Annotated in this window: 23 protein-coding genes; 13 read left to right on the top strand and 10 right to left on the bottom strand. The window is 60.6% G+C overall.

Annotation, left to right across the window (positions count from 1 at the left end; translation table 11 throughout):
* Positions 1-85: 85 nt before the first annotated feature.
* The 3 genes from ODQ19_RS20190 to ODQ19_RS20180 form a co-directional block, all read right to left on the bottom strand.
* Positions 86-475: a hypothetical protein gene (locus ODQ19_RS20190; RefSeq protein ID WP_116668299.1), complete on the bottom strand. Its 390-nt coding sequence runs from the start codon at positions 473-475 to the stop codon at positions 86-88.
* Positions 476-993: 518 nt separating this feature from the next.
* Positions 994-2,406 (bottom strand): PAAR domain-containing protein, encoded by a 1,413-nt coding sequence (locus tag ODQ19_RS20185; RefSeq protein ID WP_330211061.1) that lies wholly within the window; start codon positions 2,404-2,406, stop codon positions 994-996.
* An 83-nt stretch (positions 2,407-2,489) separates the two neighbouring features.
* Entirely contained in the window at positions 2,490-2,975 is a 486-nt protein-coding gene (locus ODQ19_RS20180; protein WP_116668302.1) for a hypothetical protein, read from the bottom strand.
* Between the two features lie 249 nt (positions 2,976-3,224).
* On the opposite strand from ODQ19_RS20180, the gene xylA reads away from it, so the two are divergent.
* The 8 genes from xylA to ODQ19_RS20140 all read left to right on the top strand — a co-directional run bounded on the left by xylA (position 3,225) and on the right by ODQ19_RS20140 (position 12,664).
* A complete protein-coding gene (gene xylA, locus ODQ19_RS20175) occupies positions 3,225-4,541 on the top strand; it encodes a xylose isomerase (protein ID WP_330211060.1) in 1,317 nt (438 codons plus the stop codon).
* 101 nt (positions 4,542-4,642) lie between these two features.
* Positions 4,643-5,644 carry a D-xylose ABC transporter substrate-binding protein gene (xylF, locus tag ODQ19_RS20170; protein WP_330211059.1) on the top strand — a complete coding sequence of 334 codons (1,002 nt, stop codon included), beginning with the start codon at positions 4,643-4,645 and terminating at the stop codon, positions 5,642-5,644.
* A gap of 163 nt (positions 5,645-5,807) precedes the next feature.
* Positions 5,808-7,352, top strand: coding sequence for a D-xylose ABC transporter ATP-binding protein (xylG, locus tag ODQ19_RS20165; protein ID WP_330211058.1), 1,545 nt, complete (start codon positions 5,808-5,810; stop codon positions 7,350-7,352).
* Complete coding sequence (locus ODQ19_RS20160; RefSeq protein ID WP_330211057.1) at positions 7,353-8,489, top strand: sugar ABC transporter permease; 1,137 nt, start codon at positions 7,353-7,355, stop codon at positions 8,487-8,489. It abuts the gene before it with no gap.
* Between the two features lie 843 nt (positions 8,490-9,332).
* On the top strand, positions 9,333-9,641 hold the full coding sequence (locus ODQ19_RS20155) for a DUF6124 family protein (RefSeq protein WP_116668270.1): 309 nt from the start codon (positions 9,333-9,335) through the stop codon (positions 9,639-9,641).
* Positions 9,642-9,845: 204 nt separating this feature from the next.
* Positions 9,846-10,787, top strand: a complete 942-nt coding sequence (locus ODQ19_RS20150) for an ornithine cyclodeaminase family protein (RefSeq protein ID WP_330211056.1) — start codon at positions 9,846-9,848, stop codon at positions 10,785-10,787.
* 117 nt (positions 10,788-10,904) lie between these two features.
* Entirely contained in the window at positions 10,905-12,038 is a 1,134-nt protein-coding gene (locus ODQ19_RS20145) for an NAD(P)/FAD-dependent oxidoreductase (RefSeq protein WP_330211055.1), read from the top strand.
* The gene (locus ODQ19_RS20140) at positions 12,038-12,664 is read left to right on the top strand and encodes a helix-turn-helix transcriptional regulator (RefSeq protein WP_003190517.1); all 627 of its coding nucleotides are present in this window, start codon (positions 12,038-12,040) and stop codon (positions 12,662-12,664) included. Before ODQ19_RS20145 ends, ODQ19_RS20140 begins: the two co-directional genes overlap by 1 nt.
* A 158-nt stretch (positions 12,665-12,822) precedes the next feature.
* Here ODQ19_RS20140 and ODQ19_RS20135 read toward each other — a convergent pair whose 3' ends face one another.
* A complete protein-coding gene (locus ODQ19_RS20135; RefSeq protein WP_014718054.1) occupies positions 12,823-13,599 on the bottom strand; it encodes an ABC transporter substrate-binding protein in 777 nt (258 codons plus the stop codon).
* Positions 13,600-13,773: 174 nt separating this feature from the next.
* A complete protein-coding gene (locus tag ODQ19_RS20130) occupies positions 13,774-15,273 on the bottom strand; it encodes a CoA-acylating methylmalonate-semialdehyde dehydrogenase (protein ID WP_330211054.1) in 1,500 nt (499 codons plus the stop codon).
* A 108-nt stretch (positions 15,274-15,381) separates the two neighbouring features.
* Between ODQ19_RS20130 and ODQ19_RS20125 the strand changes: the two genes are divergently transcribed.
* The 4 genes from ODQ19_RS20125 (at position 15,382) to ODQ19_RS20110 (ending at position 20,536) form a co-directional block, all read left to right on the top strand.
* Positions 15,382-16,311 carry a LysR family transcriptional regulator gene (locus ODQ19_RS20125; protein WP_330211053.1) on the top strand — a complete coding sequence of 310 codons (930 nt, stop codon included), beginning with the start codon at positions 15,382-15,384 and terminating at the stop codon, positions 16,309-16,311.
* A 172-nt stretch (positions 16,312-16,483) separates the two neighbouring features.
* On the top strand, positions 16,484-16,942 hold the full coding sequence (locus tag ODQ19_RS20120; protein ID WP_014718046.1) for a (2Fe-2S)-binding protein: 459 nt from the start codon (positions 16,484-16,486) through the stop codon (positions 16,940-16,942).
* Positions 16,942-19,179, top strand: a complete 2,238-nt coding sequence (locus ODQ19_RS20115; RefSeq protein ID WP_330211052.1) for a xanthine dehydrogenase family protein molybdopterin-binding subunit — start codon at positions 16,942-16,944, stop codon at positions 19,177-19,179. The genes ODQ19_RS20120 and ODQ19_RS20115 overlap by 1 nt, the downstream gene beginning before the upstream one ends.
* 16 nt (positions 19,180-19,195) lie before the next feature.
* Entirely contained in the window at positions 19,196-20,536 is a 1,341-nt protein-coding gene (locus ODQ19_RS20110; RefSeq protein WP_330211051.1) for a c-type cytochrome, read from the top strand.
* 122 nt (positions 20,537-20,658) lie between these two features.
* Here ODQ19_RS20110 and ODQ19_RS20105 read toward each other — a convergent pair whose 3' ends face one another.
* Complete coding sequence (locus ODQ19_RS20105) at positions 20,659-20,808, bottom strand: hypothetical protein (RefSeq protein WP_164919367.1); 150 nt, start codon at positions 20,806-20,808, stop codon at positions 20,659-20,661.
* A 197-nt stretch (positions 20,809-21,005) separates the two neighbouring features.
* Here ODQ19_RS20105 and ODQ19_RS20100 point away from each other — a divergent pair, with 197 nt between their 5' ends.
* Positions 21,006-21,209: a hypothetical protein gene (locus tag ODQ19_RS20100; protein WP_178088127.1), complete on the top strand. Its 204-nt coding sequence runs from the start codon at positions 21,006-21,008 to the stop codon at positions 21,207-21,209.
* 2 nt (positions 21,210-21,211) lie between these two features.
* On the opposite strand, the gene ODQ19_RS20095 is transcribed toward ODQ19_RS20100, so the two are convergent.
* The 4 genes from ODQ19_RS20095 to ODQ19_RS20080 all read right to left on the bottom strand — a co-directional run bounded on the left by ODQ19_RS20095 (position 21,212) and on the right by ODQ19_RS20080 (position 26,416).
* A complete protein-coding gene (locus ODQ19_RS20095) occupies positions 21,212-22,051 on the bottom strand; it encodes a DNA/RNA non-specific endonuclease (RefSeq protein ID WP_330211050.1) in 840 nt (279 codons plus the stop codon).
* A 209-nt stretch (positions 22,052-22,260) separates the two neighbouring features.
* Positions 22,261-22,686, bottom strand: a complete 426-nt coding sequence (locus ODQ19_RS20090) for a response regulator (RefSeq protein WP_330211049.1) — start codon at positions 22,684-22,686, stop codon at positions 22,261-22,263.
* A gap of 11 nt (positions 22,687-22,697) precedes the next feature.
* Positions 22,698-23,822 (bottom strand): fimbrial protein, encoded by a 1,125-nt coding sequence (locus tag ODQ19_RS20085; RefSeq protein ID WP_116668256.1) that lies wholly within the window; start codon positions 23,820-23,822, stop codon positions 22,698-22,700.
* Positions 23,819-26,416, bottom strand: a complete 2,598-nt coding sequence (locus tag ODQ19_RS20080; RefSeq protein ID WP_330211048.1) for a fimbria/pilus outer membrane usher protein — start codon at positions 26,414-26,416, stop codon at positions 23,819-23,821. Before ODQ19_RS20080 ends, ODQ19_RS20085 begins: the two co-directional genes overlap by 4 nt.
* Between the last annotated feature and the right edge of the window lie 15 nt (positions 26,417-26,431).

Here is a 26,431-nt window from a genome sequence, read left to right as displayed (position 1 = left end):
TTTTGTCCTGGGGCCGGTCGGTGCAGATGAGTACGCAGAGGTTTGACTGATCAGGATAGCGGGCCTCGGAGGAGGCCCGCTCAACTTACCTAAATTCCACCAACATGGCTGCAACTGCGGCCCAAAAGACGGAACCGATCAACATCATCATATTGATGGTCAACAGACGTTTTAGATGAGGGGGGAAATTTTCAAGATCGCCTGGGTCCAGTTCTCCGATGCGAATAGACGCCTTCGGCAACGTCACCATTCCGGCAATTTTTGATATTTCCAGAAGCGACCAGATTACCCCCCTCTTTCCCAGGCTTGTTCCCCAGATATAAATAAAACGACTGTTTTTTAGCGCATCCTTTATAGAGTCCAAGTGTCGACGACTAAGGCAAAGACTAAAAGTAATGCCAGCAGCGGCAAGTAAAATCGGCCCCCCTGTAACGATGATTGCGATCCAGGGAGGCCACGTATCGATACTGGTCATAGTTCTGGACTCGTAAATTTTTTCATTCTTCAGGTTTGCCTCGGCGTACCCACCGGAACCTAGTGATGCATCAGGCTACGAATTGGAAACGCCGAGGGCTTTTCAAGTAAGGGGTGTCGCCCCTTCAAACTACTTAAACTTCAGTAGTACAGCTACGATAACAAGCCAAGTAAAACCAATGACTTTCACAGCCGTATCAATAATCAGCAGACGCTTTAGGTAGGGTGGAAAGCTTTCAAGATCAGCAGCGTTTACATCCCCAATTCGGATATACGTCTTCGACCACGTCACCATTCCTGCGATTTTCGCTATCTCCAACAGGGACCAAATCACACCTCGCCGCCCCAAACTCGGCCCCCATAAGTAAATGTAACGGCTATTCTTCAACGCGTCCTTCATGGCGTCCAAGTGACAGCGGCTCAGATACAACGTATATCCAATGCTTATAATACCCAGCAAAAAAGGACCACCGCCAACAATCCAAAAAGCGTACCAGGACCTCCAGAACTCCTCCTCAGTCATGGTGCAGTTTTCTCGTACAGAATTTCTCCACCTAGTTCCCCTCCCATCCCACCAGCAGTCGTGCCCACCCATGCACCAGTTCCTACCAGTGCCGCAGCACAAATAACACCTCCTATACCTGTAGAGATACCTAGCGCCAGGCAAACAGGACCACTGGCCTGTAAACCTATCCTGCCACCCCAAGCACCACCAACAGTAGAAAGGCCAAATTTTCCCCCTTCAGTAAACTTAACCTTTTTACACGCTGCCTCAGAATCCCTATTACACACCTGTTGAATTGCCAACAATGAAGACACACTGCCAAGACCAATCCCGATGTAACCACCTGCCTTCATATACTTCGTGGCACGGCTGACCGCCTCCACATGAGCGGCATACCCCGGAATCTGCCCCGGCCCACCCGCCTTGTCCCAGTGATGTACCAAGCTGCGGCTGGATATACCCAGGGCCGTTTTCAACTTGGGGTGATCGCCCAAGGTGGTCTGCCCGCGCAGGCGGGTGGAGTTGAGCAGATGAGCATCCAACTGGTTCATCAACCGCTGGCGATCAGCAAAGAACTGCGGTGACCTAAGGTGCCCGTGCTGCCGATAGCTGTCTTGATGCAGGCGTTCCATGGCCTGCAGCGTATCGCGCAAGTTGTTCAGGTGCTTTTCCATCACCACCGCACTGACGCCTAGCCAGGTTGAGGTATGGCCGACGAACCCAGCGATTTCAGCTCCATGGCGATACAGAAAGTCGGCCTCGTCGGGTGTCAGCTCATCCAGCGATGCGCTGACGTGTTGTGCAGCCTGCATCAGTTGCGCTTCCTGATAGGTGCAGGAGGTGTTTTTCGGATCGCTGAGCACGATCATCGAGCCGGCTTTGACGTGGCCTGTGTTGGGATTCAGCGATTGAAACTTGCGCATTACTGCCGGCTCGAGCCTCGGAAAAAGTGTGGCTTCCAGCGCCTCGCGGGTCATGCTCTGGGGCACGATATAGAAGCCAGGCTCCTGGCCGTGCGCACCATTTAATGTTGTTGGCACTGCATGAGCTGATGGCACGTAACCAGATTGACGCGGTGCTGCAGGGCTGCCGTTTACAGCTGATGTATTCGATGGTGCAACTCTCTGGCCCATGGGGGGTGCGGCGCTCCGGTTTACGTAGGTGGCCGAGTAAACCGAGGGAATCAGTCGAGCTCGACAAGGGCAACTGCTGAAGCTGTCCAGCGTGCCAGCGACACGTTTTCCATGACTTTGAATATGGGAAATTCCGCCTAGAATCTGGTAAGTCCCTGCATGTTTCCCGCACGTCACTCGGTCGCCTTCGCGAGCGTGGAGAACACCATGCATATTAACCCTGGGATCACCGTCGAGAATTTTACCACCGCATGTCGTTTTATCACCCAGACCCACAAAATGTCCTTCACTCATTCACTTGCCCTTTTCGAAATGTGATTCACGTTCAAAGCGCGGCATGAAAAAAACAACGCCCCTCTATAAAGCCTTTTTAATACTTACTTATGCACTGCGACCAAAAAGTCTTCTGCCTTTTGCACACCTTTACGCTCGATGAGTACTGCCAAGCCTTGAGGCGTATTGATAATTTCGTCACCGTTGCTGAGCGTGCTACCAACAAGCGCAAGATAACTGTTGGGTTCACCCGCAGAGGTTTCGATGTACGCCGTAGTTCCGTCGGAGTACGTGACGCAGTCGCCTTTATGTGCAGCGCGCACCCGTGAACCGTCTGCCAGTTTGAACTCAATCCCCGACGTGGTTGTTTTAATGACTCCACCGTTGCGTGTCTGGCTGCCTTCGGTTGCTATTCGATAAATTGCAATAGCCGGATGAGCCTTATTTTGGGCATCTCGTTCATTAATGATCTTCAGCGCTTGTTCGCTGAAACCCGAACGTTGCTGCTCGGAAAACACAGGCATGTCTAACTCACTTAAAAAATCAGCCGACACTTCATTGGTATATAGCAAGGCGTGTGATGCACTCATCTTTATATTCCTTATTCTCTGCTTAGTTCGCCGCCCTCGCCTATTCACATCAAGGCAATGACTGGCACCCCAAACTTTGAAGAGGCATATCCCCACCGTAAAGTCAGACGTTTCCCTAAATCCTGTACTCCCTGAGCCGTTCTCAGCTCTTCACTCAAAATCGCACTCCCCTTTGGTGATTTTCATAATCAGCCGCCCAGGCGCCGTTGCTAGTATCCAGACACCGCCCAGAACAATAAGGAAAACCCCATGCCGTACTTCCCCGGTGTCGAGAAGGTGCGCTTCGAAGGCCCTGCCAGCACCTCTGCCCTCGCTTTTCGTCACTACGACGCCAACAAACTGATCCTCGGCAAGCCCATGCGGGAGCACCTGCGCATGGCGGCCTGTTACTGGCATACCTTTGTGTGGCCGGGGGCGGATATGTTTGGGATGGGCACGTTCAAACGCCCTTGGCAGTGCAGTGGCGATCCGATGGAGGTGGCCATCGGCAAGGCCGAGGCGGCGTTTGAGTTTTTTTCCAAGCTGGGTATCGACTACTACAGCTTTCATGACACCGATGTGGCGCCCGAAGGCAGCACGCTCAAGGAGTACCGCAACCACTTTGCGCAGATGGTCGACCACCTGGAGCGCCATCAGGAACAGTCCGGCATCAAGCTGCTGTGGGGCACCGCCAATTGCTTCAGCAACCCGCGTTTTGCCGCCGGGGCCGCGAGCAACCCAGACCCAGAGGTGTTCGCCTTCGCCGCCGCCCAGGTGTTCAGCGCGATGAACGCCACGCTGCGGCTCAAGGGCGCCAACTACGTGCTGTGGGGTGGCCGTGAAGGGTATGAAACCTTGCTCAACACCGACCTCAAGCGCGAGCGCGAACAGCTCGGGCGTTTTATGCGCATGGTGGTGGAACACAAACACAAGATCGGCTTTACGGGTGACCTGTTGATCGAGCCCAAGCCCCAGGAGCCGACCAAACACCAATACGATTACGACAGCGCCACCGTGTTCGGCTTCCTGCATGAGTACGGCCTGGAACACGAGATCAAAGTGAACATCGAGGCCAACCACGCAACGCTGGCCGGGCACAGTTTTCATCATGAGATCGCCACCGCCGTGTCGTTGGGGATCTTCGGCAGTATCGACGCCAACCGTGGCGACCCGCAGAACGGTTGGGACACCGACCAGTTCCCCAATAGCGTCGAGGAGATGACCCTGGCCACCTATGAAATCCTCAAGGCCGGCGGGTTCAAGAACGGCGGCTATAACTTCGATTCCAAGGTGCGCCGCCAGAGCCTGGACGAGGTGGACCTGTTCCACGGGCATGTCGCCGCCATGGATGTGCTGGCCCTGGCGTTGGAGCGTGCGGCGGCGATGGTGCAGGACGACCGCTTGCAGCAGTTCAAGGACCAGCGCTATGCCGGCTGGCAGCAGCCATTGGGCCAGGCGGTGTTGGCTGGGGAGTTCAGCCTGGAGTCATTGGCTGAACATGCCTTTGCCAACGAGCTGAACCCACAGGCGGTGAGTGGGCGCCAGGAGATGCTTGAAGGCGTTGTGAATCGGTTTATCTATCGGTGACATTTGCACGACAAATCTCTGCACAGAGCGTCGAGTGACGCTCTACAGTTCAACCCGCACCACGCTGTGTCTTTCCAACAACAATAAAAGGACGCACCACCATGAAATCATTCAAACCTGCCCTGCTCGCCGCAGCCCTGGCGCTGCTCGCCCTGCCGGTGATGGCCGACCCTGCGCACCCGAAAATCGGTTTTTCCATCGACGACCTGCGCCTGGAGCGCTGGTCCCGCGACCGTGATTACTTTGTCGCCGCCGCGGAAAAGCTCGACGCCAAGGTGTTCGTGCAGTCTGCCGATGCCAACGAACAGAAGCAGATTGCCCAGATCGAAAACCTCATCTCCCGGGGCGTCGATGTGATCGTGATTGTGCCGTTCAACGCCACGGTACTGACCAACGCAGTGGCTGAAGCCAAGAAGGCCGGGATCAAGGTGGTGTCCTATGATCGCCTGATCCTCAACGCCGACATCGACGCCTACATTTCCTTCGATAACGAAAAAGTCGGCGAGATGCAGGCCAGCGGCGTGTTGCAAGCGGCGCCCAAGGGCAATTACTTCCTGCTGGGCGGCGCGCCGACGGACAACAACGCCAAGGTGCTGCGCGAAGGTCAGATGAAGGTGCTGCAACCGGCCATCGACAAAGGCGATATCAAGATCGTCGGCCAGCAATGGGTCAAGGAATGGAACCCCACCGAAGCCTTGAGCATTGTCGAAAACGCCCTGACCCGTAACGACAACAAGATCGACGCTATTGTCGCCTCCAACGACGCCACCGCCGGCGGTGCGATCCAGGCCCTGGCTGCACAGAAGCTGGCGGGCAAGGTGCCGATCTCCGGCCAGGACGCTGACCTCGCGGCGATCAAGCGTGTGATCGATGGCACCCAGACCATGACCGTGTACAAACCGCTCAAACTGATCGCCACCGAAGCGGCCAAGCTTTCGGTACAACTGGCGCGCAGCGAAAAGCCTAGCTACAGCTCGCAATATGACAATGGCAGCAAACAGGTCGACACCATCCTGCTCACCCCGACGCCCCTGACCAAGGCCAATATCGACGTGCTGGAGAAGGACGGGTTCTACACCAAAGAGCAGATCGCTGGGCAATGATAACTGCCTCGATAAAACCTCGCCCCCTGTAGGAGCGAGCTTGCTCGCGAAAAACGTCAACGATAATGCGCGCTTCCTGGATAAACGCGGCGCTCTCGGGTTTTTCGCGAGCAAGCTCGCTCCTACAGGGGTGGGGGCCAGCCTATTTGTGTGAGCCTTTCCCATGTCCGACTACCTGCTGCAAATGAACGGCATCGTCAAAAGCTTCGGTGGTGTCAACGCCCTCAACGGCATCGACATCAAGGTACGGCCCGGCGAGTGCGTCGGGCTGTGCGGCGAAAACGGTGCCGGTAAATCCACCTTGATGAAGGTGCTGTCGGCGGTATACCCGCACGGCACCTGGGAGGGGGAAATCCTCTGGGATGGGCAGCCGCTCAAGGCCCAGTCCATCCGCGAAACCGAGGCCGCCGGGATTGTCATCATCCACCAGGAACTGACCCTGGTGCCCGACCTGTCGGTGGCCGAGAACATTTTCATGGGCCACGAGCTGACCCTGCCCGGTGGGCGCATGAACTACCCGGCAATGTTGCACCGCGCCGAGGCGTTGATGCGTGAACTCAAGGTGCCGGACATGAATGTGGCGCTGCCGGTGTCGCAGTATGGCGGCGGCTACCAGCAACTGGTGGAGATCGCCAAGGCCCTGAACAAACAGGCGCGCCTGTTAATTCTTGACGAGCCTTCCTCGGCCCTGACCCGTGGCGAAATCGAGGTGCTGCTGGACATCATCCGGGGCCTTAAGGCCAAGGGCGTGGCCTGCGTGTACATTTCGCACAAGCTTGATGAAGTGGCGGCGGTGTGCGACACCATTGCGGTGATTCGCGACGGCAAGCACATCGCGACCACCGCCATGGCAGACATGGACATCCCCCGGATCATCACGCAGATGGTCGGCCGCGAAATGAGCAACCTCTACCCCACCGAGCCCCATGACGTGGGCGAGGTGATCTTCGAGGCGCGTAACGTCACCTGCTACGACGTCGACAACCCCAAGCGCAAGCGCGTCGACGACATCTCCTTCGTGCTCAGGCGCGGTGAAATCCTTGGCATCGCCGGGTTGGTGGGGGCTGGGCGCACGGAGTTGGTGTCGGCGCTGTTCGGCGCGTACCCCGGCCGCTACAACGCCGAGGTGTGGCTGGACGGCCAGGTGATCGACACGCGTACGCCGCTCAAGTCGATCCGCGCCGGTTTGTGCATGGTGCCAGAAGACCGCAAGCGCCAAGGCATCATCCCCGACCTGGGCGTGGGCCAGAACATCACCCTGGCGGTGCTCGACACCTACGCGCACATGACCCGCATCAACGCCGAAGCCGAACTGGGCAGCATCGACCAGCAGATCGCCCGCATGCACCTCAAGACCGCCAGCCCGTTGTTGCCGATCACCAGCCTGTCAGGCGGCAACCAGCAAAAGGCCGTGCTGGCGAAAATGCTGATGACCCAACCCAAGGTGCTGATTCTCGACGAACCCACACGCGGGGTGGACGTAGGCGCCAAGTACGAGATCTACAAACTGATGGGCGCACTGGCGGCCGAAGGCGTGTCGATCATCATGGTCTCTTCGGAATTGGCCGAAGTGCTCGGCGTGTCCAACCGCGTGCTGGTGATTGGCGACGGCCAGTTGCGAGGGGATTTCATCAATGACGGGCTCACCCAGGAACAGGTGCTCGCCGCCGCGCTCAGCCATAACAATACTGATCGGAAGACCGCGTAGATGAACCAGGTCAAACACCTTTTCACCCGCTACAAAATGCTCGCGCTGGTGATCGCCGTCGCGTTCATCTGGCTGTTTTTCAGTTGGCAGACCGAGGGCGGTTTTCTCACCCCGCGCAACCTCTCCAACCTGCTGCGGCAGATGTCGATCACCGGAATATTGGCGTGCGGCATGGTGCTGGTGATTATCAGCGGCGAGATCGACTTGTCGGTGGGCTCACTGCTCGGGCTGTTGGGCGGGCTGGCGGCGATTCTGGATGTGGTCTATCACGTGCCGCTATTGGCCAACCTGAGCCTGGTGGCGCTGTGCGGCTTGGTGATCGGCCTGGCCAACGGCTACATGACCGCTTACCTGCGCATCCCCTCGTTCATCGTGGGCCTTGGCGGGATGTTGGCGTTTCGCGGGATTCTGCTGGGGATTACCGGCGGCACCACCATTGCGCCAGTGTCGCCGTCGCTGGTGTATGTGGGCCAGGGGTATTTGCCCCACAACGTCGGTATCGGGCTTGGAGTGTTGCTGTTTGCCTTGACGCTGTTCCTCACCTGGAAACAACGGCGCAACCGTGCGCTGCATGGGTTGGCCGCGCATTCATTGCTGCGCGATGCACTGCGCGTGGTGTTGATTGGCGCGGTGCTCGCAGGCTTTGTCACCACCCTCAACCGCTACGATGGCATCCCCGTGCCGGTGCTGCTGTTGCTGGCGCTGCTGGGGGTGTTCAGCTATGTCACGCGCCAAACCGTGTTCGGCCGCCGGGTGTATGCGGTAGGCAGCAATATGGAGGCCACGCGGCTGTCGGGTATCAATGTGCAAGCGGTGAAACTGTGGATCTTCGGCATCATGGGCGTGATGTGCGCCCTCGCCGGCCTGGTCAACACCGCGAGGCTGGCGGCGGGCTCACCGTCGGCAGGCAACATGGGCGAACTCGATGCCATCGCCGCGTGCTTTATTGGCGGCACCTCGATGCGCGGTGGTTCGGGCACTGTGTATGGCGCGTTGCTGGGGGCATTGGTGATTACCAGTTTGGACAACGGCATGTCGATGCTGGATGTGGACAGCTACTGGCAGATGATCGTCAAGGGCAGCATTCTGGTGTTGGCGGTGTGGGTGGACGTGAGTACGCGCTCGGGCAGGCGGTAAGTTATCCGCCAGAGCACCAATGATCACCTGTGGGAGCTGGCTTGCCTGCGATGGCGGCCTGACAGTCGATATCTATCTACCTGACACCCCAGGATCCAACTGTGGGAGCGGGCTTGCTCGCGAAGGCGGCCCGACAGTCAACACAGTTGGATTGTGTACATATCCATTCCTGCGGTAACGGCCACCTAGGGTTCCGCTCTGACAGCGGCTCACTTTTGAAAAGCGCAAAAGTAAGCAAAACGCTCTTGCCCCACCACTCGGCACCTCGCCTAGGCTCGGTGTGCCCGTAATCCGCCAGTGATTTGGGGGGCCGCCGCCCCGCGCCATCCATGGCGCGGGGCGGCTAAACCGGCATCCCTGCCGGTTTACCCCCCAAATCACTGTCGAATTCCGGCCAGCGTGGTTTAACGGGGCGCCTGAGATCAAGATCAAAAGCAGATCAAGAGCAAGAGCGGCTCGCTTCGCATCGTGGTTACCGCCGATCGCAGGCAAGCCACATTGATCGCATTGCACGCTAGGGTTAGTGGCATTTGGTCATGGTTTGTAAAGGGCCAGCAAGGCGTGTCCCTTTAAATTGCAGGACGTTTCCTAGACAATCCTTGCCGCCTTGTGCCTGCTGGAATCGGTGGCTAGTCTGCGGTCCGTCACTGCCAAATCAGTGATCGGGTTTAGTCGCCCGGATTCGAGCAAGCGTTTGGTCCCATAACGTTTTTATGGTGGCTGTGCGCGGGGCGCCCTCGGGTGCGCCGGATGCTCTGGACCGGTCGACTAACCTGCGTACAGCCGCCACCCTACGTTTAGTCGCGAAGCGTGTCGGCTCCATGTTCATTCCGGAGCTATACCATGAATAAAGTACTACCTGATCCACCCATCGATCCCGCAAAGGACCGCGCCGCGTTCAACCGCGCCATCGACCATTACCTGCCTACCCAAGGCTTCCATTGCGTCAACGAAGACCTGAGTTTCGAAGACGCCCTGCTCTACACCGCCAGCCTGCTCGACAGCGCTTCAGCCACGGCACTCGATTGCGGTGAGCTGCTGCAAAGCCCTGAACGGGCGAAGATCCTGGCGGTGTGGCATCTGCTGGAAATTGCAAAAACCACGGTAGATCGCTCCATCGAGTGCCTGACCGATACCGAAGCCACTGCCTGACTGTAGGAGCGAGCTTGCTCGCGAAAAACTCACAGGCGCTGCGTTTATTCAGGAAGCACGCGTTATCGTTGACGTTTTTCGCGAGCAAGCTCGCTCCTACGATGGGTGGGGGGACAGCGCCCATAAGCCTCATTTTTCCCTCGGGTTATTGCGGATAAAAACTAAAAGTCCATAATGGACAAATTAGTTTACCCGGAGAACCCCATGTCCACGACGCCCCTCGTTATCGACCAGGCCCAGGCCCGTACCTTGCTGGCTCAAGTCGACGTGCCTTTGATCCTGCGCAAACTGTTCCGCGACCTCGCTGCCGGGCAAGCGGTGCAGCCGGCGCAACAGCTGGTGGCGTTTCCCGATGGCGCCGGGGACTTCATCAACTACCTGGGCGTATTGGCCGAAGACGGGGTGTACGGGGTCAAGACTTCGCCCTACATCGTGCGTGAACAAGGCCCCCTGGTGACGGCCTGGACCCTGTTGATGTCAATGCACAGCGGCCAGCCGTTGCTGCTGTGCGACGCCGCTGAATTGACCACCGCACGCACCGCCGCCACCACGGCCTTGGCGGTGGATGCGCTGGCCCCGGCGGCGGCGCAACGCCTGGCGATCATCGGCAGCGGCAAGGTCGCCCAGGCGCACCTGCGTTATGTGCAGAACCTGCGCGACTGGCAGCAAATCCGCCTGTACTCGCCAAGCCTGGGCAGCACCAGCGCCGAAACGCGCGAGCAGTTGGCCAGCCTGGACCCGCGCCTGAGCCTCGTCGCAAGTTGTGAAGCGGCCCTGGAAGACGCGGATGTGATCCTGCTGTGCACCTCGTCCGCCGGGCCGGTCATCGACCCCTCGCGCCTGAGCAAACCCGCGCTGATCACCTCCATCAGCACCAACGCACCGCGTGCCCATGAAGTGCCGCCGCACTGCCTTAACCAGATGCACGTGTTCTGCGACTATCGCCAGACCACCCCGGATTCGGCCGGTGAGATGCTGATCGCCAGCGAACAGCACGGCTGGGACAAACGCACGATTGTCGGCGACCTGCCCGAGTTGTTCAGCGACATGGCCCAGCGCCCCGACTACGATCGCCACGTCTTTTTCCGCTCCATCGGCCTGGGCCTGGAAGACATCGCACTGGCTAATGCTCTGTACCGACTGTAGGAGCGAGCTTGCTCGCGAAGACCTCACAGGCACTGCGGTCACACAGGATGGGCGCGTTATCGTCAACGTTTTTCGCGAGCACGCTCGCTCCTACAAGGCTTATTTCAGGAGATCTCCATGAGCCAGGCAGACTTCATCATTATCGGCGGCGGCATTGCCGGCGCGTCCACCGGGTTCTGGTTGTCGCAGCACGGCAAGGTGCTGGTGCTGGAGCGTGAAAACCACCCGGCCTATCACTCCACCGGGCGTTCGGCGGCGCTCTACACCGCCGCGTACGGCACCCCGCAAGTACGCGCGCTGACCTTGGCCAGCCGGGCCTTCTTCGACCAGCCACCCGCAGGCTTCTGCGAACATCCCCTGCTGACGCCCCGGGGCGAAATGACCGTTGATTTCAACGGTGACCCGGCTGAACTCGACAGCCAGTACCTGAGCGCCAAGGCCACCGTGGCGCAGGTGCAGCGCCTGACGGTGGATGAAGCCTGTGCACGCTTGCCGATCCTGCGCCGTGAAAAAGTCCACGGGGCAATCTACGACCCCACCGCGTGTGACATCGACACCGACGCCCTGCATCAAGGCTACCTGCGCGGTATCCGCCGCAACCAGGGCGAAGTGCGCACCGACAGCCATGTGCTGGGCTTAAGCCGCGACGCCGACGGCCTGTGGCAGGTGCGCACCCAGGATGCGATCTTCACCGCGCCGGTCATCATCAACGCCGCGGGTGCCTGGGCCGACCATATCGGCGGGCTGGCGGGCGCAGCGTCCATCGGCTTGCAGCCCAAGCGCCGCTCGGCCTTTGTCTTCGCTGGCCCCGAGGGCGTGGACAGCCACGATTGGCCGATGCTGGTGGCCCTCGACGAAGCGTTCTACATGAAACCGGATGCTGGCATGTTCCTCGGCTCGCCGGCCAACGCCGACCCGGTAGAACCCCAGGATGTGCAGCCTGAAGAACTGGATATTGCCATGGGCATTTACCAGATCGAGGAAGCCACCACCCTGACCATCCGCCGCCCGACGCGGACCTGGGCCGGGCTGCGCAGTTTTGTGCAGGACGGTGATTTGCTGTCGGGCTTTGACCCGCAAGTACCGGGGCTGTTCTGGGTGGCGGCGCAAGGCGGCTACGGCATCCAGACATCACCCGCCATGGGCCAGGCAAGCGCCGCCCTGGTGCGCGGCGAACCGCTGCCCGAGGCACTGACGCGGTTCGGCCTGGACGCTGGTATGCTCTCCCCGGTCCGCCTGGAGCCCAATTGATGAACACCGCTGAACAAGACAAGGTCATGCAGAACTTCCGCGCGATTGCCGATGCAATCGCCACGCTGTTCTTTCCCCATGCAGAAGTGGTGTTGCATGACCTGCGCACGCAAACCGTGGATTACATCGCCAATAACCTGTCCAAGCGCAGCCTGGGTGACGACTCGTCCCTGGAGGACATGCTCGACGGTGACGTCAGCGAGGTGAATATCGGCCCTTATGAAAAGCTCAACTGGGACGGCCAGAAAATCCGCAGCCTGAGCACCGTGCTGCACGACCACAAAGGGCGCCGGCTGGCGGTGTTGTGCATCAACCTGAATATTTCAATGTTCGAAACGGCCAAGGCGGCGCTGGATTTGTTCCTGTCGCCGAGCAAGCTGATCGCACAGCCGGACGCGCTGTTTCGCGATGACTGGCAGGAACGCATCAACACCTTCCTGCATGCCTGGCTGCGCGAGCGTCAGTTGAGCCTGAACCTGTTGACCCGCGACCACAAACGCGAACTGGTGCTGGCACTGCATGCCGAAGGCGCATTCAAGGGCAAGAGCGCCTCCAACTATGTGGCCAATGTACTGGGCATGGGGCGGGCGACGGTCTACAAGCATTTGAAAGAACTCAAGGGCTGACCCCTTTCTGACGACAACGCCGATCCCTGTGGGAGCTGTCGAGCCCCGGCGAGGCTGCGAAGGGGCCGGCAAGGTCAAAATTTGCATCGCCTGACCCACCGCTTTCGCAGCCTCGCTAAAGCTCGACAGCTCCCACATTGAACGCGTATTTCCTTGGATCAGTCGCCGTAGATATCGGCCTTGAAGTACTGCTGTGAAATCTTCTGGTATTCGCCGCTGGCGCGAATGCCGTCGATGGCCGCGTTCAATTCGCTGACCAACTCGCCATTGCCCTTGCGCACCGCAATGCCAGCCCCCTCCCCCACGTATTTCGGGTCCTTGAGCTCCGGGCCGACAAAGGCATAACCCTGCCCACGCGGCATCGACAGGAAGTCGCTCAGGGGGATGGTGTCGGCAAAGATCGCATCCAGGCGCCCTGCTGCCAGGTCCATGTAGATTTCTTCGTTATTGCTGTAGCGCTTGACGTTGATGCCCTTGGGCTCGAACACCTCGGTGGCATAGCGGTCGGTGGTGGTGGCGCGTTGTACACCAACGTTTTTGCCCTTGAGGCTGGCGTACTGGTCATCCACCACGGCGCCGTCCTTCATCACCAGGCGCGACGAGGTGAAGTAGTACTTGTGGGTGAAATCCACCGACTTCTTGCGGTCTTCGTTGATGGTCATGGACGACAACGCCATGTCGATCTTCTTGACCTTGAGGGACGGAATCAGCCCGTCGAACTCACCTTCAATCCACACGCACTTGACCTTCATTTGCGCGCACAGGGCGTTGCCGATGTCGTAGTCGAAACCCACGATCTTGCCATCGCCGGTCTTGGAGGCGAACGGTGGGTAAGCGGCCTCAATGCCAATACGCAGGGTTTTCTCGGCGGCCAGCAGGTGGCTGGAGGCAAACAGGCTCAGGGCCAGGGCGGGAAGGAGATGGCGTTTCTTCATGGAGGGGTTCTCGCAAGTTGTTGTTGGTTTGGCAAGAGTGAAGAAAAACGGGCAGCGTCTATTTTGTACTTATAATTCCATACTGGACTTTTAAGTGTTAACCCGTCAACAGGCAAAAAAAATGTGGGAGGGCTTGAGCCTTCCCACATCAGATCCAGCAGCACAGCTTAAACCTTACTTGGACACCGGCATCGCAAACTCCGCACCCTGCTCGATGCTCTCCGACCAGCGCTGCATGATCGACTTCTGCTTGGTGTAGAAGCGCACGCCCTCGGTGCCGTAGGCATGCATGTCACCGAACAGGCTCTTCTTCCAGCCACCAAACCCGTGCCAGGCCATGGGCACCGGGATCGGCACGTTGATACCGACCATGCCCACCTCGATACGCCGCGCAAACTCACGAGCAATGTTGCCATCGCGGGTGAAGCAACTGACGCCATTGCCAAACTCGTGGTCGTTGACCAACTTCACCGCTTCGGCAAAATCGTTGACGCGTACACAGGCCAGCACCGGGCCGAAAATTTCTTCGCGGTAGATGCTCATGTCCTGGGTCACGTGGTCGAACAAGGTCGCGCCGAGCCAAAAGCCATTCTGCAGGCCGGGTTCGGTGGGCACGTAGTCGCGGCCATCGAGCAGCAACTGCGCGCCGGCTTGTACACCCTGTTCAATGTAGCCACTGATGCGTTCCAGCGCGGCCCGCGACACGATCGGGCCCATCTCGGCTTTAAGATCGCGGCCATCGGTGATGCGCAGCAGCTTGGCGCGTTCGGTCAAGGCGGCGATGACTTTGTCACCCACGTCGCCTACCAGCACCGCCACCGAGATCGCCATGCAGCGCTCGCCGGCACTGCCGTAGGCGGCACCCATCAGCGCATCCACGGTACGTTCGATATCGGCGTCGGGCATCACCACCATATGGTTTTTCGCCCCGCCCAGGCCTTGCACGCGCTTGCCGTTGCGGGCGCCGCTCTCGTAGATGTATTGGGCAATCGGCGTGGAGCCGACGAAGCTCACGGCTTTGACGTCCGGGTGTTCGATCAGCGCGTCCACCGACTCTTTATCACCCTGCACCACATTGAACACGCCCTTGGGCAGGCCGGCTTCATGCAGCAGCTCGGCCATGAACAGCGAAGCGCTTGGGTCAGTCGGGCTGGGCTTGAGGATAAAGGTGTTACCCGCCGCAATGGCGATGGGGTACATCCACATCGGTACCATCACCGGGAAGTTGAACGGCGTCACGCCGGCGACCACGCCCAGCGGCTGGCGCATCGTCCAGTTGTCCATGCCACGGGAGACCTGGTCGGAGTGTTCGCCCTTGAGCAGGTTGGGAATGCCACAGGCGAATTCGAGAATGTCGATGCCACGGTCGACTTCGCCCTGGGCATCGGTGAACACCTTGCCGTGCTCGGCGACGATGATGCGCGCCAGGTCGTCCTTGCGTTCGCGCAGCAGGTGCAGGTATTGGAACAACACGCGGGCGCGACGGATCGGCGGGGTGTCGGCCCAGCCGGCAAACGCGGCCTGGGCGGCGGCGACGGCTTCGGCCACCGTCTGACGGCTAGCCAGGGCCACGCGCGCGGTGACTTCACCAGTGGCCGGGTTGTAGACGTCCTGATAACGGTCATCGCGGCTGACGCGCTGGTCGTTGATGTAGTGCTCGATGGTTGCAGTCATGGCAGTCGATCCAGGTGGGTGGCGTTGGTCCACACGATAGGCTTTCGCTTTGTTCCTAACCAGAGCAGAATCCAGAACTTATTGTCCTTATATGCGAACAATACACCCATGGAAAAGGCTGAGATCGAAGGGCTGTGGACCCACATTCACTGGCTGTCAGTGCTGGAGGAACAAGGCACCTACACCGCTGCCGCCGTGCGCCTGGGGGTGAGTAAATCGGCGGTGAGCCAGCGCATTTCCGACCTGGAAAAGGCCACCGGCACGCGCCTGGTGACGCGCACCACCCGCAGCGTGCGGCTGACCGATGCGGGGCTGTCGTTGACCCGCGAGGTACGCAGCGCCTACGCGCAGATCGCTCGCAGTTTTTCCTCGGTGCGCGACTCGGTCGGGGAAATACGCGGGCTGGTGCGCCTGACCGCCCCCGTGGCGTTCGCCCGGCAACAACTGGTGCCGCACCTGTCCGGCTTTTTGCAGCAGTACCCTCAGGTGCGTATCCAACTGGACGTCTCTGATGCCTTGAGCTCATTGGCCGCCGAGGGTTACGACCTGGCGGTGCGTCACGGCTTCCAGGTGCCCGAGACCCACGTGGCCTGGAAGCTGTGCGACACCACTTCGGTACTGGTCGCCACCCATGATTACCTGCAACGCCACGGCAAACCCCGCGAGCCGGGCGAGCTGTCGGCCCACAACTGCCTGTTTTACCCACGCGGCACCGACCAGCCCGCCTGGACCTTCGAACGCGGCAGCCGCCCCCTAGAGCGCCTCACCGTGCCCATCGCCGGCAGCTTCGCCACCAATAACAGCGAAGCCTTGCGCGACGCCGCACTCAACCACCTGGGCATCGCCCTGCTTCCGGACTTCAGCGCCCAGGCGGCGCTGGCCGCTGGCACAGTGGTGCGTGTATTGAAGGACTGGACACTCAAAGGCGCATTTGCCGATGAAATTTACCTGATTCGGCCCTACTCACCCCATGTGCCCAAGTCGGTGAGTGCGTTGGTAGCCTACTTGAAGGCGCAACTGTCGGGCGGGTTCCAATAAGTGGGAGCGCAGGCCTAATCCTGTCAAATACTTGCCTGATCCTCTGAACTTGAGGGCAATCGGATAGATAGCCCTTGCGCGTTGGTCTAGAGTTCGACGATGGGCGACTTCCAGTCGCACCGCTCCTATAAGAACTCAGCACCACCAACCGATGATCAGCAGGTGAGCCCGCATGGAATTACGTATCAACCAAAAGGCCTATCAGGTCGATGCCGAAGCCGACACCCCGTTGTTGTGGGTGATCCGCGATAACCTGGGCATGACCGGCACCAAATACGGCTGCGGCCTGGCCCAGTGCGGCGCCTGTTCGGTGCTGGTGGACGGCAATGTGGTGCGCGCCTGCGTGACGCCCGTGGCCGGCGTGGTCGGTCGCGAGATCACCACCATCGAGGCCGTGGAGGCCGATGACGTGGGCAAGCGTGTGGTGGCGGCCTGGGTCGAACATCAAGTAGCGCAATGCGGTTACTGCCAGTCCGGGCAGGTGATGGCGGCCACGGCGCTGCTCAAGCACACCCCCGCGCCGACCAAGGCGCAGATCGACGCGGCGATGGTCAACCTCTGCCGTTGCGGCACCTACAACGCGATCCATGCCGCCATGGATGCCTTGGCCGCCGGGAAGGAGACCGCCTGATGAACACCAACGAGATCATTCCCGGCGTGACCCTGGGCGAACCGATCAACCTGTCCCGTCGCCGCTTCCTGGCCAGCACCGCGGTGGGCGCGTTGGTGATCGGTTTCGGCTTGCCACTGGGCACCTCCCGCGTGCAAGCCGCGACCGGCGCCGCCGCTGAACGCGGCACTCAAGTACCCGCCTTCCTGGAAATTCGCCCCGACGGCAGCGTGCGCCTGCTCAGCCCCTTCATGGAAGGCGGCCAAGGCACCCACACCGCCATGGCGCAGATCGTCGGTGAAGAATTGGATGCCGACCCGGCCACGTTCATTGTCGAAGCGGCCCCGCCCGGCGAAGCCTATGTGGTGATGGAAAATGGCCTGCGCATCACCGGCGGCAGTATGTCGGTGCGCATGAGCTACCCGACCATGCGCCGCCTCGGCGCCCTCGCCCGCGCGATGCTGATGCAAGCCGGCGCCGAGCAACTGCGCGTACCGCTCAGCGAGCTGACCACCCAGCCCGGTCGCGTGGTGCACGCCACTTCCGGCCGTTCCCTGGGCTACGGCGAACTGGCAGGTGCCGCCCTGGATATGCCGGTGCCCGACCCGGCCAGCATTACCCTGCGCGACCCGAGCCAGTTCCGCTGGATCGGCAAGCCGGTCAAGCGCCTGGATGCCTATGACAAATCCACAGGCAAGGCGCAGTACACCATCGACCTGAAAATCGACGGCATGCTCCATGCCGCCGTCCAGCATGCGCCACGCCTGGGCATGACCGTGGGCAGCCTGCGCAACCAGGCCCAGGTGCAAGCCATGAAAGGCGTGCATTCGGTTCACACCCTGCCCGGCGCAGTGGCCGTGGTGGCCGAGCGTTGGTGGCATGCCAAGCGCGCCGTCGAAGCCATCCAGGTGGAGTGGCTTGAAGCCGCCGCCGACTCCACCGTGCGGGCGATGCCGGCGGACTTTTCCAGCGACAAGTACCGCGACTTCCTCGCCGCCCAGCAAGGCCCGGCCCGCGATGACGAAAACGAAGGCGATGTGGCCGGCGCACTGGCCAGCGCCAAGACCCGCGTCGACGCCACCTACCACAACCAGTACCTCAACCATGCCCAGCTGGAACCGCCTTCAGCCCTGGCACGCTTTAACCCCGACGGCACGCTGGAGGTGTGGCTGCCTAACCAGGCGCCGGATATGTTCCGTGCCGATATAGCCAAGCGCACCGGCCTGAGTACTGAGCAAATCACCCTGCACTCACCGCTGCTGGGCGGCTTTTTCGGCCGGCATTTCCTGTATGACTCCGCCAATCCGTACCCACAGGCCATCGCGTTGGCCAAGGCCGTCGGTCGCCCGATCAAGCTGATCTGGAGCCGTGAGGAAGAGTTCCTGCGCGATGTGCTGCGCCCCGTCGCCGTGGTCAAGTTCCGCGCCGCACTCGATGATAAGGGCCTGCCGGTGGCCATCGAAGCGGTCAGCGCCACCGAAGGCCCCACAGAAGCTCTCAGTGGCAAACAAGGCGATCAAATCGACCCTACCGCCCTGGAAGGCCTGTCGGGCAAGAGTTATGCGATCCCCAACAAGCGCATCGCGCAGATCTACGTCAAGGGCGCGCCGATGCTTGGCTACTGGCGCTCGGTGGGTAACTCCCTCAACGACTTTTTCTACGAAGCGTTCCTGGACGAACTGGCGGACAAAGGCGGCCACGACCCTTACGAGCTGCGTCTGCACCTGCTGCGCGACAACCCGCGGTTGACCACCTTGCTGCAAGCGGTGGGCGAATTGTCGGGGGGCTGGAAGCGCGGCCCTTATACCGCAGAGGACGGCACACGCCGTGCTCGCGGGGTGGCCATGGCTTCGCCCTTTGGCTCTCACGCGGCGGTAGTCGCCGAAGTGTCGATCGAAAACGGCCAGGTCAAGGTCCACCATATCTGGGAGGCCATCGACCCGGGCAGCATCGTCAACCCGGCGATCATTCAAGCGCAGGTCAGCGGCGCGGTAGCCTTGGGGCTCTCGCAAACGTTGCTGGAGGAAGCGGTGTACGTGGACGGTATGCCACGGGCGCGTAACTACGACCTGTATCCGATCCTGCCGCCCTCGCGTATGGCGCAGGTCCACGTGAAGATCGTCGAGAGCGGCGAAAAGATGGGTGGCATCGGTGAACCGCCATTGCCCGCCGTGGCACCGGCGGTGGTCAACGCGGTGGCACAGTTGACTGGCCAGCGCATCCGCAGCTTACCGTTGAGCCGCCACACCTTCAGCTAACCGACAGGGAACGCCCATGAATAACCGCCGATTCGCAAGAACCGCAGGGTGGCTGGTGCTGCCCTGCGTGGTCGCCGCCGGCCTGCTGGCCTGGTATGTCACCCGCGAGCCTGCCTCGCCTTTTGAACAGCAACAGGCCACGAGCTTCGACCCCGCGTTGGTCAGTCGCGGCGAATACGTCGCGCGCGTGAGTGACTGCGTGGCCTGCCACAGCCTGCCAGGCAAGACGCCCTTCGCGGGCGGCCTGGAAATGGCCACACCACTGGGAGCGATCCACGCCACCAACATCACCCCCGACCGCGAGCATGGCATCGGCGCCTATAGCCTGGCCGACTTCGACCGCGCCGTACGCCATGGCGTGGCGCCAGGTGGGCGACGGCTCTACCCGGCCATGCCCTACCCGTCTTACGTCAAACTCAGCGATGACGACATACAGGCGCTGTACGCGTTTTTCATGAAAGGCGTGCAACCGGCCAACGAACCTAACCTGCCCAGCGGCATTCCCTGGCCGCTCAACCTGCGTTGGCCCATCGCCCTGTGGAACGGTGTGTTTGCACCGACTGCGACCTATGCCGCCAAGCCCGGCCAGGACGCACTGTGGAATCGGGGCGCCTATATCGTCCAAGGCCCCGGCCACTGCGGCAGTTGCCACACGCCTCGAGGGCTGGCGTTCAACGAAAAGGCCCTGGACGAATCCGGCGCGCCCTTCCTGGCCGGTGCCCTGCTCGACGGCTGGTACGCCCCCAGCCTGCGCCAGGACCACAACACCGGCCTGGGGCGCTGGAGTGAGGAACAGATCGTGCAGTTCCTCAAGACCGGTCGCAACCAGCATGCCGTGGTCTACGGCTCGATGACCGAAGCCTTCAACAACTCCACGCAGTTCATGCAGGACGATGACCTGGCCGCGATCGCCCGTTATCTCAAGTCACTGCCGGGCGATCCGCAGCGTGACGGCAGCCCCTGGCAGTATCAGGCGGCAACAGCACGCCAGGATGCCCCCGGCGCCCATACTTACGCGACCCGCTGCGCCTCCTGCCATGGCCTCGACGGCAAAGGCCAACCCGACTGGATGCCGCCCCTAGCCGGCGCTACCTCGGCCCTGGCCAAGGAAAACGCCTCCGCGATCAACATCACCCTCAACGGCTCGCAACGCGTCGTCACCGCTGGCCTGCCGGACGCCTACCGCATGCCAGCGTTCCGTGAGCAATTGTCCGACTCGGAAATCGCCGACGTCCTGAGCTACGTGCGCGGTACCTGGGGCAACCACGGTGGTGCGGTCGATGCAAAGGCCGTGGGCAAGTTGCGCGGGCATACCGACCCGGCGAGCAGTAGCCCGATCATCTTGCATATGCGTTGATCGGTCGCGATCAACTGTGGGAGCTGGCTTGCCTGCGAATGCATCGACTCGGTTTAACTGATTAACCGAGGTGTTTGCATCGCAGGCAAGCCAGCTCCCACAGCGTCGGCTGCAAGGCCGCGCTATTTATTTTCGTCCGCCTTACCTTCCTGCATCTGCACCGACGACTGGGTGCCACTGTTGTTGTCTTTAGTGGCGTTGTCGGCGTTGTCAAAACAGCCGTGCAGCATGAACGCGCTGCACAGGCCCAGGCACATATAAAGCTTCTTCATGATGGTTCACCTGTTGGCGAGTGAGTGATATCGGCGCGACGAAAGCACGACTCGTCCGCCCATAACCTATCTGGCTGGAACAGAAGCGCTGGCGTTCAAAAAATAGCCCCTTGGCCGACGAATGGGGGCCGCGTGTTATTCAAATGGGATCACCGAGATCTTGCCGTTGCGTTCAAGAATCGCGAAGCGGACTGGCCATGGTGCTGATTGCCAATGGCCGGATCCCCTTCGATCCCGCCAACCCGAGCGGGTCGGTAAAAATCCTGAACAAGCATTTGCAAGCGTTGGAAGCGGCGCTGCGTGAGCAGGCAAGCACCGGCACGCCGCCGACAGAGATCAGCACACGTGAGCGCCTGGGTAAGAACAGCAGCCGCAGGCCCTCATTGGTGTGTGCCGACTAACGTCAGGCTTTGGTTCGGCTACAACCGATCCGGCTCGGCAACTGGCCCTGCCTGGCCTTCAGCGTGGCCTGCATCGCTTGCGGCAAGGTGTTCCAGAACGTCAGCCCCGAGCGCTCCTCGATGTGATCCACAGTGACCTGATAATCACAGAAGTCTGCGCCCTTGGGGGTTTCCTGGTTCATCACGAATGAGGCGTACAGGCCCGTTTCCGGCGAACTGCCGACCACGATGATTTTCCAGTAGCCGCTGGGGATGGTGTGCACTTTGTTCGTGCCCGGCAACGAGCCGACAAAATGCTCATACAGCGGCCCGGTAGCCACATACACCTGATCGACGCCTGGCTCCTTGCTGAGGTTGCGTTCCTGATCTTCCAGGCGCGCCCACGGCCCTTGGTTGAGTTCGGCCTTTTGCGGGGTGATGTTGGACAGGTAGTTGAGTGTTTGCCAGTCGGCCACCCCGGCCATTGACGCGAGGTTGGCCTGATGCCCACGGTCGATTTTGAGCGCGACGTTGGCGCCGTTGTAATCCACCGGGTCCAGGGTTTCCCCGGCCGGAATATCCGGGTCGGTCCGCCAGTCGCGAGAGCGTCCGCTGGCCGCAGTGGTCTTGGTGATCTTGTAGGACACCCAATTGGCAAACTTGGTCGAGCCGTTGTTGTTCAACGTGTAGGCCTGGCGGTTCAAAGTCACTGGGCTGCCGCCGGTGGGGCAGCCAACCGCACAGTTATCGAACGACAAGGGTGGCGCCGGGAGGACGACGGGCGGGCGTGTGGGTGTGGTACAGGCGGCCATCAACGGGATCAACGAAAACGCCAGGTACTTGAACGATGTGCTTCCTTGCATGGTGTTACTCCTTGGGATAAATATCTTGAAAGATCAAAATGGCCTCGGCTGATGCGCTTCCTGCGCATGCCGAGATAACCATTGGATCACATAAACATTTCTAAACAACAACAGCAACCAGGCCCGTAGAGGTCACTGCGTTTATCGATAGGGCGGCGCGTTCGTTGTCGTGATGGTGTGATCAGACATGGGTGTACCCAATGGCGCGTTCAGCGTTGCGTCCAATTGAACGCGCCGTATCCCCTTCCTACAGCATTTCCATCAACCTTTCTCATAAGCGCCTCCAGCGCTTGCAGATCAGGCAACGGCGCCGCGCTGATCAGCACGTTGGGCACATGGCACCACGCAAGCGCGGGCGACGCGCGTTCGCTCTGGCCATAGATCAACACATGACGAATCTGTGGGTTGTCCCTGATGAACCAGAGCAAATCGAATTTCACGCTGTGCGCCAGGGCGGCATTGATGATCAGCACATCCAGCGGCGTATCGCCGAACTCCACAGCACTGAGGACTTCATCCAGCCGGTGTATCGGCGCGATACGGTAATAGCCCAACTGGTTCAACGCCCGCTCGATTTTCAAGCGGTAGAAGTGCTGCCCATCGGCAATCAGAATACGTAGCGCTTTATTGGTCATGTATCCACCACTCACTGATAAATGATCGTGAAGGTTGCCGACGCATTCGCCGGCCCCGGCGTGACCTTGGCCCCGGTTTGCAGGTAGCGCGCGCGCAGCGGGATGGAATAACTGCTTTCGGTACTCCTGAGGGACAGGCCCGCGTTTCGGTTGCTCGCCAATGGCAGGGCAACGCCGTTGCTGGTGGCGACCTGAATGCCGACGCCAGTCGCGGCAGGCGCATTGCCGGCCGTGCTCGGGTCGAGGCTCAGGATGCCGTTGCTTGCATTGATGGCCGTCCGAGCCGGGTCGATGCGGTATTGCAGTGTGTTGTTGACGCGGGCCCCGCTGGTGCCGGTGCCGGTGGGTGAGTTACCGCTTTGTGAAATCCAGCCGGTACCGGTAGTGGAAAACATGCCGTTGAACGCCGGGCAGTCATTCAAGGCGATGGCAAAATCCGTCCAGCCAGTGCTGCTGTTGAGGCCAGTGAATTTATTGACCAGGTGGGTGCCCATGGGCACCGAGACATCCGGTGTACTGCAGGTTCGCGAAACAATCTGGATGCTGCCGGAAATGCCCATCCTGAAGCCGGTCATTCTGGCGTCGCCGAAATTGCCGAACAGACTCACGATCGGCAATGTACTGCCCACCAGCACACCCGGCGTCACCTCGCCAATCTTGATCAATATCAGCTCAAAGTTCGAAGGCCCGTCAAACGGCACGAGGCATCGCCACCCCTGTGTACACGTGGTCCATGCCTTGGCGCTTTGCCTGGGCAGCAGGCCACCGTTGCTATTGAAAGCAACGCCCAATCCGGGAACGCTGGTTCTGTAGACTTTATTGGCATAGGTGCCACTGGTCACATTGGCCAGGGCATAGCTGGATTCAACCGTGAGTTCGGTCCACTGTTGATACGGTGCGAAAAGGCATTCCAGCTTCACTGCCTGACCTGAGGCCATGCTGAACTTTTGACGATAGACCTCAGTGCCCACCGGCACATCACGCCCGACGGTGATCGCCGATATCTGCAACGGCATGGAGCCCACGGCAGGCCGGATACCGTCCATGTAGGAACAAGTGACCGCCATGGCCGTGCCGGCCGAGGCCCACAAGGCCATACCCAACAACCCCAGTTTGATCAAAGAGCCGATGTTCATAACGCTACCTTCTGCTGGGTGTTGGGCCGCACGCTATCAGCGACCTGTTTGCCGGCCGCACACACGGCGTCCACTTGTTGCAGCTGTTGCCCATCGCCAGGGCCTGGCGGGATCGTCAGCGCACACTGCTGCTGCGCCTGGCTGCCCCAGTTGACCAGCAAGCGGCGCGTCTCGGGTTTGATCCGCGCATACAGTTGCCCGCCCTGCCCGACCACGCCCACGGTGGCACCCTCGCCATCGGTCACGCCCGCGCCGAACGGCAGGCTGCTGCCGTCGTCCAGGCGCACATTGAGCAGCACCGCGCGGCCCTGGTTGGTGGTGTATTTGAGGTGCACGACTGCACCGGCACGCGGCGCGGTCTGTTGGCTGGTTTCACTCAACTCAACGTCCAGGGAACTGCCGATCGGGTCGATCGCCACCTCGTTCAACTCATATGGGCGCAGGTACGGCACCACGGCGTTGCCGCTGCCGTCGAGCCTCAGGCCCGGGTAGCCGGAGACCTTCGCCCCCTCGGCGCCTGGGGCGCTGACCACGGCTATGGTTTCACCGCGGTAAGGCGTCATGGTCACACCATCGCCATGGGCCACCACTGTGCCGCTCGCACCCACCGACGCGCTGGTATAGCCATCGCCTCGGCCCAGAGCGGCACTGAGCATGGCGCGGGCGCCGGTGTACTGGCCGTTGAGCGCGGCACTCTTGGTGTTGCTGGCGCCGTCATGGCCAAAGGTGGCGCCATAGCCGTATTGGCGATCCTGGCCGGCAGTGCCGCTGATACCCGCCTGCTCGCTGTAATTGCCGCGGGGGTCACGGCCCAGTTGTGCGGTGACTTGCGGCCCATAGCCCGAGCCGCCAAATTCGAGCGGCATGCTCATGGTCAGCAGAAAACTGTTTTCCATATCGCCCAGGCCCATGCGGCTGCGGTTGGCGTTCACGCTGAAACTCACCCTGTTGAACTGCTTGCTGTAGCTGAACTGGTACTGCACGTCGCTGCCCTGCTGGTTCCAGTAGTTCTGGGCATAGCCGCTGATCGATACCTGGCCCCAAGGCCCGAAGCTCTGGTCGGCGGTGAGTGACAAGCGGCTGCGCGGGCGACCGAACTGGCTGGTGTCCCAACCGTTTTTCTCGGCATCGAGCAACTGCACGGCATTGCTGAAATCCAGGTAGTCACGGGTGGAAAAACGGTAGGCCGCCACCGAAAAGTTACTGCCGGTGCTAAGAATGTTCTTGCTGTAGGACAGGCGCATGCTCTGCCCCTTCGCTCGGCCGGCAGCCAGGTCGGTCTGGGCATGTGTCACGTCCACCGCCATGGCGCCGATCGGCGTGCCGAACGCCAAGCCTGTGAGGACAGCCGCGTAGTGATCGCTCGATTGCACACCGCCGAACCCGGTGAAGGTGTTGTTCAGGCCATATTGCAGCGTGCCTTGCAGCAGGCGCGTCTGCTCGTCAACGAAGTTGTTGCGGGTTTCACCGGCGGTGACGCTGAAACGTGACGTGCCAGGACGCAGCAACTGACTGACCGAGGCATAGGGCACGATAAAGTTTTGTTCGGTACCGTCCGCCTCGGCCACGCTCACGTTGAGATCGCCCCCGTAGCCGGTGGAGTACAGGTCGTCAATGACGAAGGCGCCGGGGGCGACCGTGGTTTCCAGCAGCACGTTGCCGGCCTGGCGAATGGTGACGCGCGCATTGGTGCGGGCGATGCCCCGAATAACCGGCGCATACCCGCGCATGGAATCGGGCAACATGCGGTCATCACTGGCCAATTGCACGCCGCGATAAGACAAGGTGTCGAAGATCTCGCCGCTGGTGTTGGACTCACCCACAGTCAGCTGGCTTTTCAGCGCAGTGATATCGCGTTGGGCGTAGCTGTCCAACGCCTGGTACTGGCTACCGTTGCGCGATTGCCAGCCTACCGATGCATTGTGACGCAAGCGCCAATCACCAAGGTTGAGGCCGGCATTGAGCCCCAGGAAGGCCGAGTCATTGTTGCCACTGCGGGTGCGGTTGCGATTGGCATTGAAGTTGTAACTGAGCAGGCCTGCGGTGACGCCACGGTCCCACAGCTCAGGGCTGACATAACCCCGCGAATTTCGCTTCAAGGCCGCCTGGGGGATACTGAGGTCGAGTGCCTGGTTCTCCGGGGAGAAGTTCGCACTGGCACCCTGGATCAAACTGCTCAACGCCGTGCAACCTGGACCGTCAAGCGCCTGGCGGGCTTCGGGCGACAATTTGGCGATGTTCACGCCCTGGCGCTCAAGCAAGCCATGGTCCATGCACACCACCGGCTTGCTGCCGTCGGGCTGGGCTTCGATACGAATGTCCTGGCGGCTGTTCAACTGGCCGTTGAGCACAACGTCCGCACGGTACTGCCCTGGGGTCACCGGGTTACCGGCCTGGTATTTGCCGAGGTCGAGATTGCGTGAGTCTTCCGGCAGGAATGCATCGTTGAACTGCACCTCTTGCGCCAGCGCGGCGTGTACACCCCAGGCGCCTGACGTGACGGCCAATACCTTGAGTATCAAGCGGGTGAGCGGATTCAGGGCGAAGCGAGGCGGCGCCCCCAGAGGCGGCCTGGAGCGGGAAGAGGTCTGCATAAATGACTCGCGGGT

The sequence above is a fragment of the Pseudomonas sp. AM4(2022) genome (genome assembly GCF_036346515.1).
In the GTDB taxonomy this organism is placed as follows: domain Bacteria; phylum Pseudomonadota; class Gammaproteobacteria; order Pseudomonadales; family Pseudomonadaceae; genus Aquipseudomonas; species Aquipseudomonas paracarnis.
The sequence above is the reverse complement of the archived record's forward strand: the minus strand, read 5'-3'. Positions and strand labels throughout refer to the sequence as shown.

Excerpts from the sequence above, each read along its gene's own strand:
- ODQ19_RS20190 (WP_116668299.1), bottom strand. The coding sequence starts at position 475 with ATGACCAGTATCGATACGTGGCCTCCCTGGATCGCAATCATCGTTACA.
- ODQ19_RS20185 (WP_330211061.1), bottom strand. The coding sequence starts at position 2,406 with ATGAGTGAAGGACATTTTGTGGGTCTGGGTGATAAAACGACATGCGGT.
- ODQ19_RS20180 (WP_116668302.1), bottom strand. The coding sequence starts at position 2,975 with ATGAGTGCATCACACGCCTTGCTATATACCAATGAAGTGTCGGCTGAT.
- xylA (WP_330211060.1), top strand. The coding sequence starts at position 3,225 with ATGCCGTACTTCCCCGGTGTCGAGAAGGTGCGCTTCGAAGGCCCTGCC.
- xylF (WP_330211059.1), top strand. The coding sequence starts at position 4,643 with ATGAAATCATTCAAACCTGCCCTGCTCGCCGCAGCCCTGGCGCTGCTC.
- xylG (WP_330211058.1), top strand. The coding sequence starts at position 5,808 with ATGTCCGACTACCTGCTGCAAATGAACGGCATCGTCAAAAGCTTCGGT.
- ODQ19_RS20160 (WP_330211057.1), top strand. The coding sequence starts at position 7,353 with ATGAACCAGGTCAAACACCTTTTCACCCGCTACAAAATGCTCGCGCTG.
- ODQ19_RS20155 (WP_116668270.1), top strand. The coding sequence starts at position 9,333 with ATGAATAAAGTACTACCTGATCCACCCATCGATCCCGCAAAGGACCGC.
- ODQ19_RS20150 (WP_330211056.1), top strand. The coding sequence starts at position 9,846 with ATGTCCACGACGCCCCTCGTTATCGACCAGGCCCAGGCCCGTACCTTG.
- ODQ19_RS20145 (WP_330211055.1), top strand. The coding sequence starts at position 10,905 with ATGAGCCAGGCAGACTTCATCATTATCGGCGGCGGCATTGCCGGCGCG.
- ODQ19_RS20140 (WP_003190517.1), top strand. The coding sequence starts at position 12,038 with ATGAACACCGCTGAACAAGACAAGGTCATGCAGAACTTCCGCGCGATT.
- ODQ19_RS20135 (WP_014718054.1), bottom strand. The coding sequence starts at position 13,599 with ATGAAGAAACGCCATCTCCTTCCCGCCCTGGCCCTGAGCCTGTTTGCC.
- ODQ19_RS20130 (WP_330211054.1), bottom strand. The coding sequence starts at position 15,273 with ATGACTGCAACCATCGAGCACTACATCAACGACCAGCGCGTCAGCCGC.
- ODQ19_RS20125 (WP_330211053.1), top strand. The coding sequence starts at position 15,382 with ATGGAAAAGGCTGAGATCGAAGGGCTGTGGACCCACATTCACTGGCTG.
- ODQ19_RS20120 (WP_014718046.1), top strand. The coding sequence starts at position 16,484 with ATGGAATTACGTATCAACCAAAAGGCCTATCAGGTCGATGCCGAAGCC.
- ODQ19_RS20115 (WP_330211052.1), top strand. The coding sequence starts at position 16,942 with ATGAACACCAACGAGATCATTCCCGGCGTGACCCTGGGCGAACCGATC.
- ODQ19_RS20110 (WP_330211051.1), top strand. The coding sequence starts at position 19,196 with ATGAATAACCGCCGATTCGCAAGAACCGCAGGGTGGCTGGTGCTGCCC.
- ODQ19_RS20105 (WP_164919367.1), bottom strand. The coding sequence starts at position 20,808 with ATGAAGAAGCTTTATATGTGCCTGGGCCTGTGCAGCGCGTTCATGCTG.
- ODQ19_RS20100 (WP_178088127.1), top strand. The coding sequence starts at position 21,006 with ATGGTGCTGATTGCCAATGGCCGGATCCCCTTCGATCCCGCCAACCCG.
- ODQ19_RS20095 (WP_330211050.1), bottom strand. The coding sequence starts at position 22,051 with ATGCAAGGAAGCACATCGTTCAAGTACCTGGCGTTTTCGTTGATCCCG.
- ODQ19_RS20090 (WP_330211049.1), bottom strand. The coding sequence starts at position 22,686 with ATGACCAATAAAGCGCTACGTATTCTGATTGCCGATGGGCAGCACTTC.
- ODQ19_RS20085 (WP_116668256.1), bottom strand. The coding sequence starts at position 23,822 with ATGAACATCGGCTCTTTGATCAAACTGGGGTTGTTGGGTATGGCCTTG.
- ODQ19_RS20080 (WP_330211048.1), bottom strand. The coding sequence starts at position 26,416 with ATGCAGACCTCTTCCCGCTCCAGGCCGCCTCTGGGGGCGCCGCCTCGC.